The 16,060-nt window shown below is 27.4% G+C and carries 18 protein-coding genes; 16 read left to right on the top strand and 2 right to left on the bottom strand.

The features are described from left to right. Window positions 1-19 precede the first annotated feature (19 nt). Window positions 20-1,096 (bottom strand): pyridoxal phosphate-dependent aminotransferase, encoded by a 1,077-nt coding sequence (locus K0039_RS15355; protein ID WP_228105953.1) that lies wholly within the window; start codon window positions 1,094-1,096, stop codon window positions 20-22. Between the two features lie 208 nt (window positions 1,097-1,304). Between K0039_RS15355 and hpt the strand changes: the two genes are divergently transcribed. From hpt to K0039_RS15325, 6 genes are all read left to right on the top strand, one after another. Further along, window positions 1,305-1,829, top strand: a complete 525-nt coding sequence (hpt, locus tag K0039_RS15350; RefSeq protein ID WP_228105952.1) for a hypoxanthine phosphoribosyltransferase — start codon at window positions 1,305-1,307, stop codon at window positions 1,827-1,829. A 176-nt stretch (window positions 1,830-2,005) separates the two neighbouring features. Beyond that, window positions 2,006-2,926, top strand: coding sequence for a phosphatase PAP2 family protein (locus tag K0039_RS15345; protein ID WP_228105951.1), 921 nt, complete (start codon window positions 2,006-2,008; stop codon window positions 2,924-2,926). 31 nt (window positions 2,927-2,957) lie between these two features. Beyond that, a complete protein-coding gene (locus K0039_RS15340; protein ID WP_228105950.1) occupies window positions 2,958-4,184 on the top strand; it encodes a BaiN/RdsA family NAD(P)/FAD-dependent oxidoreductase in 1,227 nt (408 codons plus the stop codon). A gap of 90 nt (window positions 4,185-4,274) precedes the next feature. Beyond that, on the top strand, window positions 4,275-4,493 hold the full coding sequence (locus K0039_RS15335) for an alpha/beta-type small acid-soluble spore protein (protein WP_228105949.1): 219 nt from the start codon (window positions 4,275-4,277) through the stop codon (window positions 4,491-4,493). A 433-nt stretch (window positions 4,494-4,926) separates the two neighbouring features. After that, window positions 4,927-5,535, top strand: a complete 609-nt coding sequence (locus K0039_RS15330; RefSeq protein WP_228105948.1) for a manganese efflux pump MntP — start codon at window positions 4,927-4,929, stop codon at window positions 5,533-5,535. A 76-nt stretch (window positions 5,536-5,611) separates the two neighbouring features. Further along, window positions 5,612-5,782: a hypothetical protein gene (locus K0039_RS15325; protein ID WP_228105947.1), complete on the top strand. Its 171-nt coding sequence runs from the start codon at window positions 5,612-5,614 to the stop codon at window positions 5,780-5,782. Window positions 5,783-5,836: 54 nt separating this feature from the next. On the opposite strand, the gene K0039_RS15320 is transcribed toward K0039_RS15325, so the two are convergent. Continuing rightward, window positions 5,837-6,313, bottom strand: a complete 477-nt coding sequence (locus tag K0039_RS15320) for a hypothetical protein (RefSeq protein WP_228105946.1) — start codon at window positions 6,311-6,313, stop codon at window positions 5,837-5,839. 205 nt (window positions 6,314-6,518) lie between these two features. On the opposite strand from K0039_RS15320, the gene K0039_RS15315 reads away from it, so the two are divergent. From K0039_RS15315 to ortB, 10 genes are all read left to right on the top strand, one after another. Beyond that, window positions 6,519-6,824 carry a DUF1540 domain-containing protein gene (locus K0039_RS15315; RefSeq protein WP_228105945.1) on the top strand — a complete coding sequence of 102 codons (306 nt, stop codon included), beginning with the start codon at window positions 6,519-6,521 and terminating at the stop codon, window positions 6,822-6,824. Between the two features lie 214 nt (window positions 6,825-7,038). Continuing rightward, a complete protein-coding gene (locus tag K0039_RS15310; protein ID WP_228105944.1) occupies window positions 7,039-7,515 on the top strand; it encodes a hypothetical protein in 477 nt (158 codons plus the stop codon). A 324-nt stretch (window positions 7,516-7,839) separates the two neighbouring features. Further along, the gene (locus tag K0039_RS15305; RefSeq protein ID WP_228105943.1) at window positions 7,840-8,337 is read left to right on the top strand and encodes a M14 family metallopeptidase; all 498 of its coding nucleotides are present in this window, start codon (window positions 7,840-7,842) and stop codon (window positions 8,335-8,337) included. A 237-nt stretch (window positions 8,338-8,574) separates the two neighbouring features. Next, on the top strand, window positions 8,575-9,018 hold the full coding sequence (locus tag K0039_RS15300) for a hypothetical protein (protein WP_228105942.1): 444 nt from the start codon (window positions 8,575-8,577) through the stop codon (window positions 9,016-9,018). Between the two features lie 82 nt (window positions 9,019-9,100). Then, entirely contained in the window at window positions 9,101-10,867 is a 1,767-nt protein-coding gene (locus K0039_RS15295) for a GAF domain-containing SpoIIE family protein phosphatase (protein ID WP_228105941.1), read from the top strand. An 8-nt stretch (window positions 10,868-10,875) separates the two neighbouring features. Next, window positions 10,876-11,475 (top strand): flavodoxin family protein, encoded by a 600-nt coding sequence (locus K0039_RS15290; RefSeq protein ID WP_228105940.1) that lies wholly within the window; start codon window positions 10,876-10,878, stop codon window positions 11,473-11,475. A 47-nt stretch (window positions 11,476-11,522) separates the two neighbouring features. Then, window positions 11,523-12,932 (top strand): sigma-54 interaction domain-containing protein, encoded by a 1,410-nt coding sequence (locus K0039_RS15285; RefSeq protein WP_228105939.1) that lies wholly within the window; start codon window positions 11,523-11,525, stop codon window positions 12,930-12,932. Window positions 12,933-13,144: 212 nt separating this feature from the next. After that, the gene (ord, locus tag K0039_RS15280; protein ID WP_228105938.1) at window positions 13,145-14,215 is read left to right on the top strand and encodes a 2,4-diaminopentanoate dehydrogenase; all 1,071 of its coding nucleotides are present in this window, start codon (window positions 13,145-13,147) and stop codon (window positions 14,213-14,215) included. Window positions 14,216-14,261: 46 nt separating this feature from the next. After that, the gene (gene ortA, locus K0039_RS15275) at window positions 14,262-14,570 is read left to right on the top strand and encodes a 2-amino-4-oxopentanoate thiolase subunit OrtA (protein ID WP_228105937.1); all 309 of its coding nucleotides are present in this window, start codon (window positions 14,262-14,264) and stop codon (window positions 14,568-14,570) included. Further along, window positions 14,563-15,996, top strand: coding sequence for a 2-amino-4-oxopentanoate thiolase subunit OrtB (gene ortB / locus K0039_RS15270; RefSeq protein ID WP_228105936.1), 1,434 nt, complete (start codon window positions 14,563-14,565; stop codon window positions 15,994-15,996). Before ortA ends, ortB begins: the two co-directional genes overlap by 8 nt. Window positions 15,997-16,060: the final 64 nt, after the last annotated feature.

The following is a 16,060-nucleotide window of genomic DNA, read 5'->3' as shown; positions in this document are numbered from 1 at the left end:
CCTTTTTATTATTTAGTGACTAATATAAAATTTCTTTTAAAGAATTAATAAGATATCTATTATCATCTGGTTTTAAAACGCACACTCTAAAGAAATATTCATCAAGTCCGTCAAAGGACTCGCAGTCTCTTATTATAATTTTTTTAGGTATCAACTTTTCTCTAAGTTCACTAGCTGTTATAGTTTTATCTTTTAATTTACATAATATAAAATTGCCTTTACTTTCATAAACTGTAAGATTATTAAACTCACATAAAGAATTATATAGATAATTTCTCTCGGCTAAAATTGTATTTACGCAGCTGTTAATATAGTTATTGTCAGTAAACATTATTTCGCCCATAGATGAAGCAATAATATTTATATTCCATAAATCAAGATTCTTGTTGATTTCATTTTTTATATTTTCATTACCAATTAACCCATATCCTAATCTAATACCAGGTGTAGAGAAAAATTTAGAAGTACCTCTAATTACAAATAAGTTATCATATTGATCAACTAAAGGTGTGGAAGAATAAATACTAGTATTTGTAAATTCAATATATGTTTCATCAACCATAACAAAAGCATTAGTATTTTTTAATATAATTTCTATTTCAAATTTAGAAAAAGAGAAGCCTGTTGGATTATTAGGGTTGCAAATGACGATTAAATCACATTCATGCTTATTTATAAAATCAACAAATTCCACAGGATCTATTTCAAAATCATTATATTCTCTAGAAAAATATTTAATTATTTCACAATTAATTTTCTTAAGTTCTTTTTCATATTCTGAATATGCAGGAGAAATAAGAACTGCCTTTTTAGGATCAATAGTACTTATAAAAGAAGATATAAGCTCTGTAGCGCCACCTCCTAAAACCATGTTATCTTTATTACAATTGCAATAAGATGAAATTGATTTTTTTAATTCAACATATTCTGGATCAGGATAAACTGATACCATATTTATATCATTAATTACATATTCCTTAGCTAAAGTCGATGTGCCAAATGGATTAATATTAGAGCTGAAGTCTAAAAATTCATCTTTTGAAAAACCGTATTGTTTTGACAAATCATATAAATTAGCACCATGATTTACACTCATAATTAGCCCTCCAATTTTTTTGATTCTTAATATAGTATAGTATAAATTAAATATATGTAGATATGTACAAAAATAAAAAGAATATTGTACTAATACAATAGCTGTAATATTTAATAAAAAAATGTGACATAAAACACGAATGAAAATATTTGAAAAAGGCAAAATATATGTTATAATAAACATGATTCATCATTACTGGGAGGAAATTATGTATAAATTAAATGGAGTTCTGTACTCAGCAGAAGAAATAAAAAATAAAGTTAAAGAACTAGCAAGTCAAATAGAAAAAGATTATGCTGGAGAAGAGTTACTAGTAGTTGGAATATTAAAAGGTGCTAGTGTTTTTTGTGCTGACTTAATAAGAGAGATAAATTTAGATGTAAGAATGGACTTTATGGTTGTTTCAAGTTATGGAACATCAACTGCTTCATCAGGTACAGTTAAAATAATAAAAGATTTAGATGTAGATATAGAAAATAAAAATGTATTAATAGTTGAAGATATAATTGATTCAGGTTTAACTTTAAGTTCATTAGTTGCAGCTTTAAAAACTAGAAAGCCAAAATCATTAAGACTATGTACATTATTAGACAAGCCAGAAAGAAGAACATCAGATATTAAGGTTGATTATGTAGGATATGTGATTGAAGACAAATTTATAGTTGGATATGGGATAGATTACGCTGAAAAATATAGAAATCTTCCTTATATAGGTATTGTTGAAGATATATAAGAACATAATAAAAAAGGAGTATAAGAGTGAATCTTATACTCCTTTTAGCATATTTCAAAATGTAAATTATAAGAAAAATAACAAAATATTATATTTATTGTCAAAAAATATATATTTATTTTTAAAAATTATGTAAAATAGAAAAGAAGAAGTATTTTATTGAAAGGTGGTAAATTATGGGATATCAACTGGACATATTAATGTATTTACAAAGTATAAGAAATGAGTTACTTACAGGTGTATTTACATTCTTTACTGTATGCACAGAAGTGCCAGTAATAACTGTACTAACAGGGATAATATATTGGTGTATAAATAAAAAAGCAGGGCAAAGAACGTTATTTGCTCTTTGTGGAAGTTTAAATATAAATGCAGGGGTTAAAAATTTTGTTAAAATGCCAAGACCTATAGGTACAAAAGGATTAGAATCATTAAGAATAGAAACAGCCACAGGTTATTCTTTCCCTAGTGGACATACACAAACGGCTACAACTTTTTGGACTTCTACGATGTATTTATTTAGAAAATCATGGATATATATTATAGGAATATTAATGATTTTAGGAGCAGGAATATCAAGACTATACTTAGGTGTTCATTGGCCAATGGACGTAATTGTTGCATGGGGATTTGGTATAGTTTTAAGTGTATTATTTATAAAATTGTTTGACTATATAGATGATAGTAAAAACTACTATATATTAGTTGGATTGATGTTAATATTTGGAATTTGCACATATTTTATTGGTGGAGAAGATTTATACAAAATGTTTGGTCTTTTCACAGGTTTTGCACTAGGTTATATGGTAGAAGATACTTTTATTAACTTTAGTACAGAAAGTGAGACTAGAAGAAAAAATATATTTGCTAAAAAATCTTCAAAAAATGAAGGTTTAGGCAAAAAAATACTTAGATTTATAGTAGGGATAATATCATTATTAGCAGTTTATTTATTGCTTAATTATGTGCAAGATAATTTAATAGTCAATAAAGCAGAAGAGATAATTAATATTATCAAATATTTAAAATATACAATTGTAGTATTTTGGGGTGTAGCAGGTGCTCCAGCGTTATTTAAATTATTTAAGCTAGCATAAATTTCCCTATTTATGAGGAAAGGATGATTATTTGAAAACAGTAGTGGTTATAGGCGGAGGTCCGGCTGGAATGATGGCAGCATCAACTGCAGCTGATAATGGAGCCAATGTTATACTTTTAGAAAAGCAGCATAGATTAGGAAGAAAGCTTTTAATTACAGGAAAGGGAAGATGTAATATTACTAATGATTGTGATGTTGAAGAATTGATAGAAAATGTACCTACAAATGGTAAATTTTTATATAGTGCTTTTTACACATTTACAAATTATGATGCAATAACTATGTTTAATTCCCTTGGGCTTGCAACTAAAACTGAAAGAGGGAAAAGAGTATTCCCAGAAAGTGATAAAGCATTAGACGTGGTAAAAGCTTTAGAAAAACAAGTTAAAAATAAAAAAGTAAAAATTATATTAAGCGCTAAGGTTAATAAAATCATAGCAAAAGATAATAAAATAGAAAAAGTCATTTATAACAATAATGAGGTAATAAAATGTGACAGTGTAATACTGGCTACGGGAGGCATGAGCTATCCTCTTACTGGATCTACAGGTGATGGATATAAGTTTGCACAGTCTTTAGGACATACAATAATAAACCCAAAACCTTCCTTAATTGGTATTGAAGTCCAAGAAGGTTTTGTTAAAGATTTAGAAAAATTAGCTCTTAGAAATGTGGCTATCACTGTGATTAATAGTAAAAATAAAAAAATATATGATGATTTTGGAGAATTGGAATTTACAAAATATGGTCTAGATGGACCTATAATAAAATCTGCTAGTTGTAGAATGAAAGATACTAGTAAAGAAAATTACAGAATTATCCTTGATTTAAAACCAGCATTAGATGATGAAAAGTTAGATAAAAGAATTATTAAAGATTTTGCAAAGTATACAAACAAAAACTTTGAAAATTCATTAGATGATTTACTTCCTAAAAAACTTATACCAATAATAATTGAATTAAGTGAAATACCGAGACATTTAAAAGTAAATCAAATATCTAAGAAACAAAGATTGAATTTAGTTTATTTATTAAAAAATCTTACTTTTACTGTAAAGAGATATAGGCCAATAGAAGAAGCTATAGTTACTTCTGGTGGAATAAAAGTAAGTGAGATTAATGCGAGTACTATGGAATCTAAAATAATAAATAATCTTTTCTTTGCAGGAGAGATTATAGATGTGGATGCATATACTGGAGGATTTAATCTACAAATAGCTTATTCAACAGCTTATTTAGCTGGAACCAATTCTTAAAAATTTTGTCAAAAATTGCATACATGTTAAATCTCAATTGTAACATAATAGTATTAGAAACAAATATTAAAAAAGAAAAGAGGTAATAACATGGCAACTAACACTAATAATACAAAGGTAGTTCCAGAAGCAAAAGCAGCATTAAATCAAATGAAATTAGAGATAGCAAATGAACTTGGTATGTCTAACTATCAACAAGTAGATAAAGGAAATCTTACAGCAAGAGAAAATGGTTATGTAGGTGGATACATGACTAAAAAACTTGTTGAAATGGCAGAACAACAAATGGCTGGAAAAGGTCAACAATAACTAGAAAATATAAAATAATAGATAGTTAAAAGTAGAGGTAAGTAAAAAGGAGTAAACTCCTTTTTACTTACCTCTTTATTTTAATATGAACATATATATTATAAAAATTGTTTGAAATAGAAAATAAAGAGTATATTGACTAATAAAATAAAATATATTAAAATAAAGAATACTTTGATAAGGGAGTAGTTAGCACTGATATTTTAGTGTAATAAAGTCAACATACTGATAGTTATACTATCTGGCTTTGTTTTGAATGATGAGACTTATCTATAGCGAAGGCTATAGGTGGGTCTTTTTTTATTTGAAGTAAGTAAAGATAAATGGTTGGGTATCTGAAATTTAAAACCCATACTGTGGCTTAATGGAGTTAATTTTGGGAAGAATATATCAAAGTAGAATGAAATTTTAATAAATGGAAGGAAGGAAAAATATGGGCTTAATTGAGTTATTCATATTAGCAGTAGGACTTTCAATGGATGCTTTTGCAGTATCTATTTGTAAAGGATTATCTCTTAGAAAGGTTACTTTTAAAGAGTGTGGAAAAGTAGGTCTATACTTTGGAGGGTTTCAAGGAGGAATGCCTCTTATTGGATTTATATTAGGAGTGCAATTTAAGGACTATATAACTAGCATAGATCATTGGATAGCATTTATTTTATTATCATTTATAGGAATAAACATGATAAGAGAGTCTATGGAAAAGGATGAAGATTGCGGAATTGTAGATTTAACAGAAGCAGCTGTAGGAGAAGAAGAAATAAATCAACTTGGATTCAAAAATATGGTTATGCTTGCTATTGCCACTAGTATAGATGCTCTTGCAGTAGGTGTAACATTTGCATTTTTACAAGTAGAGATAATACCAGCTGTGTCATTTATAGCAATAGTTACTTTTATTTTATCTGGCATAGGTGTTAAAATAGGAAATGTATTTGGAACAAAGTACAAATCAAAAGCAGAATTTGCAGGAGGAGCTATTTTAATATTAATGGGTATTAAAATATTATTAGAACATTTAGGTTTTTTCCCGTTTTCATAGAAAAAATAAATAAAAATACATGTCTTGGTTAAAATAACTCTAGATGTAAAATATTAAATACATAAGGAGTGTTATTATGGCAGTAGTAGATTTTAACAAAATTAAACAAGACTTTATTAATGCGGATGTAGATGGAAAAATAAGAATATATACTACTACAGAAGGATTAAGTGTAGAACAATTTAGAGAATTATTAAGATATTATCCTATACAATATTTATCTAAGTTAGAAAAAGCTATGGGATAAACAGAAATTATAATTTTAAAAGCACTACTAAGAATTAGCTTAGTAGTGCTTTTTTTAACTAAGATTAGTTTTTCGTATGTAATTGTAAATTCTTTCATTTCCTAACTCTATATCTCCTGTTTCAATATATTTAATTATGCTATCCATATCATTACCATTTAGATATTGTATGGGAATAATTAAATCATAGCCTTCATCTAATAAAAGATTTTTAAGTTTTACTTTTTGAGAAATGTTGGGTGGCAATATTTTTTTCTTTTCTTTTTTTCTTTTGCGACAAGTTGCTAAGTTTTCATTTTGCATATCAATAAGAGTATTTATGTATTCTATGTAAGAAGACTTAAAATCTTCTTCGTTTAATAAATCTTCGCTTAATATATGATTTATATAATCATCACATAAGAGATTTTGTGCAAACTTATCGGCAGTTAATTTACCAGTAACTATCCCCTTTTGGTATTTTCTCAAAATGCTTTTGGTGTGGCTATAAATCTTATTACGTGTTTCTAAGTCTAATTCTCTTATCTCCATAAGGGACCACTCCTATTTTAAATAAGTTCTTATATTTTATTGTTACCAAATTTGAAATTTGCATACTTTTTGTCAGAAAATTAAAACATATAAAGAAATAGATTAAAATATTTCATTATAACATAGACTCAATTAATTAAAGAGAACATAATTATATTTTAAACTTTGCACATAATAAAGTAGATAACTTTAGGAGGTGTAATTTATGCAAAATAGAAACTTAAAATGTAATGCTACTAACTGTGCACACAATGAAAGCTGTGAATGTAGAGCAGGAGCAATAAATGTTGCAGGACGTGAAGCAATTACTACTAGCGAAACAGGCTGTAGTTCTTTTGTTGATATAGCTAATAATGGATTTACTAACTCTGCAGATTGTGGATGTACAAAGCCACAAAATATTAAATGTGAAGCTTGTAATTGCAAATACAACGAAAATCAATGCTGTACAGCAGATGACGTTAGAATAAATGCAAATGATGCATCTTGTCAAACTTTTGTACAAAAATAACATAATATTGACACAACTTAATACTTGTAATAAAAAAAGCCCTTTTAGGGCTTTTTTTATGTTAAGGAATGAAACATTAGTTAAGCAAATTTTTACTTATAAGAATATTATATTATTCTAAAACTTGTAGTGAAATTATTATTTAAGCCTTAAAGTATATAAATTCAAAATTTTACCAATAATAAAAATAAATATATTAAAAGGAAGTGAAGTTATGATAAATAGCATAATTAAATTGTTTTACTCAGAAGTAGTAAAAACTAAAATGAGTAATATGCCAAATAAAGATTATGAGCTTAGAAAAGGATGTAAAGAATTTAGAAATATTACATTAAAAATAGACAGTTATTTATTTAAAGGATTAAAAATAATTTTAGCACTGTTCATACTTTATTTATCCTTTAATGTTAAAATGCTTCTTGGAGTAGGAGTATTGTTAGTAGAGGTAACTTATTTAGTATACAAAGTCAGTTATGAAAAGCAAGTAAAAGAAGTAATTGAAAATGCAAAAAATAACATAGAAATATCAGCAAACAACTTTATAAATGAAAATGGTAAGAGAGGCATTAACTTATTAATAACTCTTCTTATTATAAGTGTGCTTACAGGATTTAATTATTTTATAGGTATAAGTTTTATAATTGTATTTATCTATACGATTAGAAATATATACGAAGAGTTTAAACAATAAAAAATATAATGATAATTTTATAAATAAATACTTTTATTTGCAATGAAAATGATTATATAATAACATAGGATATTATAGAGGGGAGTAAAATACAAAAAATAAATCTAAATATAAAAAGTACTAATTTTGGTGATTATGATATTCCTCTAAATAAAGATTATGAAAAATCTTTAGATGCTATATTAAATAAACTAGTAGATTATAAATACGTGCACAAAAGAATATTGAGTAGGGATTCATCAAATAAATACAATATTTATAGCTATGATTTTAAACCAATAAAATACGAAAAAACAATTATTTTAATTTCGGGTATACATGGAAATGAATATACCCCTTTTTGGTGTAGCTAGATTTTTAGAACTACTATGTGGAGATGAATTAAACCATGAAGATTTAAATTATATTAAGAATAAAGTAAGGTTAATTCTTGTTCCATGTGTAAACCCTTGGGGGTTTGAAAATAATCGTAGAAATAATTATAATGCTGTAGATCTAAATAGGAATAGTGATTATTTGTGGCAAGAGTATAATAATTATAAGTCTAAAAAAGGTCAAATTTATTATAAGGGTGAAAGTCCTTTAGAAATGAAAAGCATAAAAAAATTAGTAGAAGATACATATTCTGAAGATAATTTAGTAGGATTAATAGACTTACACAATATTATATCTGTAGAGGCAGAAAGAATAGTTTATTATCCTAGATTTGTAGATAATTATTTAGGAAAATTTATAGAAACACTTAAAAAATTCAATTCTAAGGAAAATAGAACTATCTTTGGTTCTTCTATCTCACCTGTTTTTAGTAAATATGTATGTTAAAAATATAAAGTACCGGCTCTTTGTCTTGAATGGAGGAAAAACCTTCATGGTAATGATAGAGATAATAAGGATATGTGTAAGTATGTGGAGTTTTTAGGAAATTTTATAATTGAATTTTCTAAATTGGAAAAAAGTACGGAGATTTATGCAAATACTCAACCATTCAATAAATTTTTAAATTGAAATAAAAGTGATGAAGAAGGATACAAAATTCTAAAATCAAATAATTATATTACTATGGAAAATGTATATTATTCCATACCTTTAAAAAGAAATTATATAGTTAATTTAAGTGGAAATATTAAAGTAAAAGTAAAAAAATCTTGTACTTTAAGTATATTGCCATGTTTGTATCAGGTATGTAATAAAGAACAAAGTTATATTAAGTGCAATGAAAACCTATGGTTTGCCCAGGAAATCTATTTAGAAGAAGGAGAACATATAATACCAGTTATTGATACTCTTAATGGATTTCACACAAATTATAATGATATAGACAATTTAAAAAGAGTTGGTAATTTAGAATTTCTATTAAGATTCAAAATCAATATGATTAACAATGTGTATATCGAAAATTTTAAAATTAATTTGACATTTATTCCAAGTGACAAAGGAATTGCTACAGAAATACTAGATTTAAATAGTAATATATCTTTATTCCCCAAAGATGTAAAAAGGTAATATATCTATATAAATAAATAATATTATGTTACAATAAGTTTTAGAAAAAAGGAAATCTTATAGGAGGGAAGGGTGTATACTTATGACCGATATTAGTATGAAAATGAAAAATTTAGTAGAGATATCTTCATTGGTTACAGAATCTACTAATTTTTTTGATATAAAGGACAAAATAATAGAAAAAATGCTTGAAGTTGTTTTTCCTAGAAAAGCTTGTGTCAACTTATTTTATAATGATGACTATAAGCATGCTTATTTGGTATGTTCAAATAGCTTAGGATACATAAGAGAAACTTTTAAACCAGATGAAGCTAAAGGTGTGAAGTTTGATTTTTATGAAGATTATCCTGATTATATTCATGACGCAGTAGAATTTAAGAAAATAATTTATATAAAAAATGTATTTGAAGATGAAAGCGCTATAAAGGAAAGAGATTTAGCAAGACATGAAAAATATACAGGAAGAATTGTATTTCCTTTAATATATAATAAAAAAGCAGTAGGATTTATGACTTGTTTCTTAGATGAAGGTGATATTTTAAAAGATGAGGATATAGACTTTGTGTCTTCTATTGCATCTTTAATAGCTTTATCTATAGAAATAACAGAAAAAAATAGTCAAAAGAATTTTGTAATTGATAAACTTAGAAGTTCTTTAGAGTTGATAAGTGAAGCTACTAGAAAACTTCATCAAAATAAAAATATAGATGAGTTCTTAGTAGATTTAAGCGAGATAGCTAAAAAAACTACAAAGAGCCAAGATTCAGTTATATTAATAGACAAGAATAATTGCAAAAATAAAATATTTAGATCTTATTGTAAACTGGATGAAAGAGATTCTAATATTGAAGATACGGTTAATTTGCTTTTATCAAAAAGTGTTCAAGGCCAGTATGTAAATAATAGAGAAAAATCGAGGGAAATAAACTTAGATGTGGATACATATATTTTTTATAAATTGTCTAATGAATCGGAGCCTATTGGTGTGATTTTATGTACAGATGGAAAAAAATACGAAGATGATGATTTAAATATATTAAGTATATTATCTAAACAGGTTGCAGTTGCTATGCAACTTTATGACTATAGTGAAAAAAATGTAAAGCATAAGTTAATTGCCAAAGAATTGAATATTCTTAATAAACAACAAAAACTTATAATGAACGATAGTAAGATGGAATGTAACAATAAGAAAGAATTGGAATTTTATCATAGACCTGCGACAGTTGTAGGTGGAGACTTTTACTATGCGCACAAAATTGATGATAAAAGGGTGGCTTATATTATTGCAGATGTTATGGGACATGGTATAGTGGCTAACTATATGGTTGCCATGATTAAAGGTGCTTTTAAAACATTATGCTATCAGTATAAAACACCTGGAGAAATAGCAACTCACCTAAATAAAATATTATATGAAGAGTTTGATAAAATGGGTGTATTTGCTACAGCTTTAATAAATGTGTTTGACACAGAAAGAAATATATTATCTGTTTCTAATGCAGGACATTATAGTCCTATAATTATTTATGAAAATGGAGAAGTAGTGGAAAGTATTAATTGTAAAAAAGGAATTCCTATAGGTGTATTGCCTGAGGGCGAATATCACAGTAATACATTTAGTGTAGAAAATTATCCGATGATATTTATGTTTACAGATGGTATATTAGAAATTAAAAATAATTATAAGGAAGAGTTTGGTATCGATAGGTTGAAGAGTTTTATAAAAAATAACTATAAAAATAATAAGAACAAAATTGTGGAAAACTTTAAAAAAGAAGCAGAAAAATTTACTGGAAATGATAATTTTGATGATGATATTTTAATTTTAATGTTAAAAAATATTTAGGAGGGGTTATGAATAAACAAAATAAAGTTTTAATTGTTAATGGTAGTCCAAGAAGAAGTAAAAACTGTAGTAAAATAATTGAAAATATAACTAAAAAGTTAGAAGAAAACAAGATTAACTACGAAGTATTAAATATTTATAAAATGGATATAGACTACTGCACGGCTTGTGGATATTGTGAAAGAACTGGAAAATGTGTTATAAAAGATGACATGACCCCGCTATATGAAGACTTTGACAAATCTATAGGAACTATTGTGGTAAGTCCTATGTTTTTCCAAAGTATTTCTACAAAGGTGAAAACATTAGTAGATAGAACTCAGGTATTTTACTCAAGTAAATATATACTAAAGAAACCGTCTATAGATGTAAAAAAAGAACGTAGAGGAATGTTTATAGCTGTAGGAGGTCAACCTAAATATGAAAATCAATTTTTAGGTGGGCAACTTGTAATGGATTTATTCTTTAAGTGTATAAATACTAAATTAATTTCAAATGTCTATATGAGTAATAGTGATGAAGTACCATTTGATGAAAATAAGGTATTTCAAGAAGAGCTCAATGGGGCGGTGATAAATTACATAAAAGAAATAAATGATCTTATGTAAGAATAATAAAATTCATAATTAAGTCAGTTATTTTGGAGGGGGAGTTATTGAATTTAGAACTATATGAAATATTAATGAGGGAAATATTAATAAATATTGATGAGGGGATACATTTTATAGACAATAAGGGTAAAACAATAATCTATAATGACTGCATGGAAAAAATAGAAAAAATGAGTAAAACTTATGTAATGAGTAAGTCATTTATGGATATTGTTGATGAAATGAATATAAAAAATAGCACATTATTAGAGGTATTAAATAAAAAAAAGACCATAGAAAATAATATGCAAAGGTATGTTGATAAAAATGGAAAAGAAATAACTACATTAAATACTACAATCCCAATTATAAATGGAAATGATTTCATAGGTGCTTTAGAAATATCAAAGGATATTACAACAATAGAAACTTTATCTGAACAAGTAACAAACTTAAAAAATAATTTAACAAATAAAGAAAATAAATCAGGAGGAAGATATAAGTTTGAAGACATCATAGGAAACAGTAAGTTGATGAAAGCCTCTATTAAAAAGTGTGAGAAAGCAAGCAAGTCTGATGCATCAGTTTTTATATATGGAGAAACTGGAACTGGGAAAGAATTAATTAGCCAATCTATACATTATGATAGTAATAGAAATGAGCATCCTTTTATAGCACAAAATTGTGCAGCATTACCAGAATCTTTATTTGAAGGAATCCTTTTTGGAACGATAAAAGGAGGATTTACAGGAGCAGTCGATAGACCTGGTTTGTTTGAACAAGCTAACAAAGGAACTTTATTATTAGATGAAATAAATTCAATGCCGATGACGCTACAAGCAAAGCTACTTAGAGTACTACAGGAAGGCTATGTTAGAAGAGTTGGGGGAACAAATAACATTCCTGTTGATGTTAGAGTTATAGCAACAACTAATGAAAGTCCAACTGAAATATTAAATGAAAATAAAATAAGAAGAGATTTATACTACAGACTAAATGTAATAAATATAGAAATACCACCATTACGAGAGAGAAAAGAAGATATATCATTACTTTGTGATATGTTTATTAAAAAATATAATAAAAAATTGAATAAGAATGTAAAAGGTATTTCTTATGATAGTATTAATTATTTAAAAAAACATACCTGGCAAGGAAATGTAAGGGAATTAGAAAATGTAATATATTCTACTATGAGTATGATGGACAATGAAAAAAATATAGTTCCTGAAATGATTCATTTAAATGACTATTATCATTTAAAAGAAAAAAAAATAAATGATGACTATTCTTTGGACGACTTAGAATACAAAACATTAGATCATATTATAGGAGATATAGAAGAAGGATATATAATAGAATCTTTAGAAAAAACGGGATATAATGTTAGTAAAGCAGCAGCTATTTTGGGAATAAATAGGCAAAATTTGCAGTATAAAATGAAAAAGTACAATATAAAAAATTTTAATAAATAAAAAGAGCAAAAAAATTTGCGTAAGAGCAAAACTTTTTGCTCTTTTTTTGTTTCAAAAAATCAATTAGGAAAAAAGGCTAAGAGAAAAAAATAAATATATGAGTTAAATACAAGGTTTGATAAGAAATTAAGATTGATAATCTAGAGTTGGCATAATTTATGCTTTATAAAATTGTAAGAAAATTAAAACAACTTATTTAGGAGGATGTAATAATGAGAAAAGTAAGAATAGGAATTTGGGGATTTGGAGCAATGGGAACAGGAATGGCAAATATGATATTAAAAAAAGAAGGTATGGAAATAGTATCAGTTTGCAGCAGAAGTACTGCAGGTAAAAGCATGTATGATGTTTTAGAAATAGAAAGAGGAAACAGAAACGAAGTTATTATAAATGGTAATTATGAAGAAGCTTTCCCAGAAGGAGGTTGTGATGTTGTTTTATTAGCAACTGATTCTTTTACAAAAAAGGCTTTTGATAAAATAATTTATTTATTAGAGAAAAAAATAAATGTTATTTCTACTGCTGAGCAAATGGCATATCCACAAGCTGATGATCCAGACTTAGCTAAAAAAATGGATGAAGTTGCTAAAGAGAATGGTGTAAGTGTTTTAGGAACAGGTATAAATCCAGGATTTGTATTAGATTTATTAGTTTTAGCTTTATCAGGAACTTGCGAAGAAGTTGATAGTATAAGTGCTAAAAGAGTAAATGATTTATCTCCATTTGGAAAAGCAGTTATGGTAGAACAAGGAGTAGGTGTAACTAAAGAAGAGTTCTTAAAAGGTGTAGAAAATGACACAATAGCAGGTCATGTTGGTTTTGTGGAATCAATAAATATGATTACAGATGGATTAGGATGGAAGTTAGATAAAATAGAACAAACAAAAGAGCCAATAATGACTACAATAGACAGAAAATCTAAATATGGAGAAGCTTTAGCAGGAAATGTTGCTGGTTGTAGACAATGCGGATACGGATATGTAAATGGAGAAGTTTTAGTAGAAATGGAACATCCACAACAAATAATACCAGAAGCTGAAGGAACTAAAACAGGAGACTATATATCAATAAAAGGAATACCAAATATAGATTTACAAATAAATCCTGAAATACCTGGAGGCATAGGAACATATGCAATGATAGTAAACTCTATACCTCTAATAATAAATGCAAGACCAGGTCTAAAAACTATGTTAGATATACCAGTACCAAGAGCAATAATGGGTGACGTAAGAGATCAAATAGAAGTTGAATTAGAAGAAGATGTAAAAGTAGAGATATAAGGATTGAAGTTTAAAAAGTAGATAGTAGGCAAAGGGGGAGAACAAAATGGATGCGAAATGTAATGATTGGGTTATCATACACAACCTAGTATTAACTCCTGATGAAAGAGCTCCACAAGTTCCAGATGATACTAAGAAAGTGCCATTGGAAATGTGGGTTAAAGGATTTATACAAAAAGATGCTAATGTAGGGGATTTGGTTGAAGTAAAAACTATAACAGGAAGACTTGTGAAAGGTAATTTAGTTCAAGTGAATCCATATTATACTCATGACTATGGTAAGTGCATACCAGAGTTACTTCAAATAGGAATTCAAGCAAAGAAAATATTATTTGGAGGTGAGGATAATGAGTAGTAGTGTTTTAGAAAAAAATATGAGTTATGAAGCTGTTATGGGAAGAAAAAATGAAATAATGAAAAATGCTATAGGATTAGATTACTCTTCCTTTGAAGAAGATGGCATTGGATTTGATTATGAAAAAATGATGAGTGAAACTGGATATACATTGGAAGAAATAGAATCTATTCAATCACAATATGCAGTAGGAAACACTCCCATAATAGAACTTAAAAATTTAACTAAGTTAGCAAGAAAATGTGCTCCAAAAGGAAAAGGAGCTAGAATTTTCATAAAAGATGAGGCGATGAACGCTTCTGGTAGTTTTAAAGCAAGAAGAGCAGCTACTGCTGTATATCATGCAAAAAAAATGGGATACAAAGGTGTAATAGCAGCAACTAGTGGTAATTATGGTGCGGCTGTAGCATCTCAAGCAGCTATGCAAGGATTAAAATGTATAATAGTTCAAGAATGTTATGATTCTAATGGAGTAGGTCAGCCAGAAATTATAGAAAAAGCAAGAAAATGTGAGGCTTATGGTGCAGAAGTTGTTCAATTAACAGTTGGGCCAGAGTTATTTTATACATTTTTAGTTTTACTGGAGGAAACAGGGTACTTTAACGCTTCTTTATATTCTCCATTTGGTATAGCAGGTGTTGAAACTTTAGGAGATGAATTGTCTGCTCAATTTAAGCAAAGATATGGCAAGAATCCTGATGTTGTTGTTTGTACTAATGCAGGTGGTGGTAATCTTACAGGTACAGCCAGAGGTTTAATAAAAGCAAATTCATTAAATACTCAAGTTGTAGGAGCTAGCGTTGACTTAAAAGGATTACATATGGCTAGCGATAGTCAATTCAATAGAAAATCCTTTACTACAGGACATACAGGTTTTGGAATTCCATTTTGTACATGGCCAGATAGATCTGATGTTCCTAGATCAGCAGCTAGACCACTTAGATATATGGATAGATATGTGTTAGTTAAACAAGGAGAAGTATTTTATATAACTGAGTTGTTGGCACAGTTGGAAGGTATTGAAAGAGGTCCTGCAGGAAATACATCTTTAACAGCAGCATTCTCCTTAGCGCAAGAATTAGATGAGGATAAAATTATCGTAGTTCAAGAAACTGAATACACTGGAGCAGGAAAACATATTAATCCTCAACTTACTTTTGCCAAAGAAAACGGAATAGAAATAGAATTTGGTAATCCAAAAGATGAAATAGCTGGTGAAAATTTAATACTACCACAAGGTCCAGAGTTATTAAAATGTGTAGATGTTGATATGAACAAAATAAGAAAATCTTATATAAAAAATTGTGTATTAAACAATAAAATAGGTGATGTTAATAATTTAAGTAATGAAGATATCGAATTTCTAATGAGAGAGACAAAAAGCTCTAGGGAGTTTGTAATAGAAGTTTTGGATAATTTGAAATAAGATTTATTAAATAAATATAAATATAAATAGGTGAAAGCCATAGTTATAGTGGTAAATAAATGAG

Source organism: Terrisporobacter mayombei, from assembly GCF_020748465.1.
In the GTDB taxonomy this organism is placed as follows: Bacteria; Bacillota; Clostridia; order Peptostreptococcales; family Peptostreptococcaceae; genus Terrisporobacter; species Terrisporobacter mayombei.
This window is presented reverse-complemented; position numbering and strand designations above follow the sequence as displayed.

Excerpts from the sequence above, each read along its gene's own strand:
- K0039_RS15290 (WP_228105940.1), top strand. The coding sequence starts at position 10,876 with ATGAATAAACAAAATAAAGTTTTAATTGTTAATGGTAGTCCAAGAAGA.
- K0039_RS15345 (WP_228105951.1), top strand. The coding sequence starts at position 2,006 with ATGGGATATCAACTGGACATATTAATGTATTTACAAAGTATAAGAAAT.
- K0039_RS15295 (WP_228105941.1), top strand. The coding sequence starts at position 9,101 with ATGACCGATATTAGTATGAAAATGAAAAATTTAGTAGAGATATCTTCA.
- K0039_RS15305 (WP_228105943.1), top strand. The coding sequence starts at position 7,840 with ATGAATATACCCCTTTTTGGTGTAGCTAGATTTTTAGAACTACTATGT.
- K0039_RS15315 (WP_228105945.1), top strand. The coding sequence starts at position 6,519 with ATGCAAAATAGAAACTTAAAATGTAATGCTACTAACTGTGCACACAAT.
- K0039_RS15335 (WP_228105949.1), top strand. The coding sequence starts at position 4,275 with ATGGCAACTAACACTAATAATACAAAGGTAGTTCCAGAAGCAAAAGCA.
- ortB (WP_228105936.1), top strand. The coding sequence starts at position 14,563 with ATGAGTAGTAGTGTTTTAGAAAAAAATATGAGTTATGAAGCTGTTATG.
- K0039_RS15310 (WP_228105944.1), top strand. The coding sequence starts at position 7,039 with ATGATAAATAGCATAATTAAATTGTTTTACTCAGAAGTAGTAAAAACT.
- K0039_RS15355 (WP_228105953.1), bottom strand. The coding sequence starts at position 1,096 with ATGAGTGTAAATCATGGTGCTAATTTATATGATTTGTCAAAACAATAC.
- K0039_RS15320 (WP_228105946.1), bottom strand. The coding sequence starts at position 6,313 with ATGGAGATAAGAGAATTAGACTTAGAAACACGTAATAAGATTTATAGC.
- ord (WP_228105938.1), top strand. The coding sequence starts at position 13,145 with ATGAGAAAAGTAAGAATAGGAATTTGGGGATTTGGAGCAATGGGAACA.
- ortA (WP_228105937.1), top strand. The coding sequence starts at position 14,262 with ATGGATGCGAAATGTAATGATTGGGTTATCATACACAACCTAGTATTA.
- hpt (WP_228105952.1), top strand. The coding sequence starts at position 1,305 with ATGTATAAATTAAATGGAGTTCTGTACTCAGCAGAAGAAATAAAAAAT.
- K0039_RS15325 (WP_228105947.1), top strand. The coding sequence starts at position 5,612 with ATGGCAGTAGTAGATTTTAACAAAATTAAACAAGACTTTATTAATGCG.
- K0039_RS15300 (WP_228105942.1), top strand. The coding sequence starts at position 8,575 with ATGGAAAATGTATATTATTCCATACCTTTAAAAAGAAATTATATAGTT.
- K0039_RS15330 (WP_228105948.1), top strand. The coding sequence starts at position 4,927 with ATGGGCTTAATTGAGTTATTCATATTAGCAGTAGGACTTTCAATGGAT.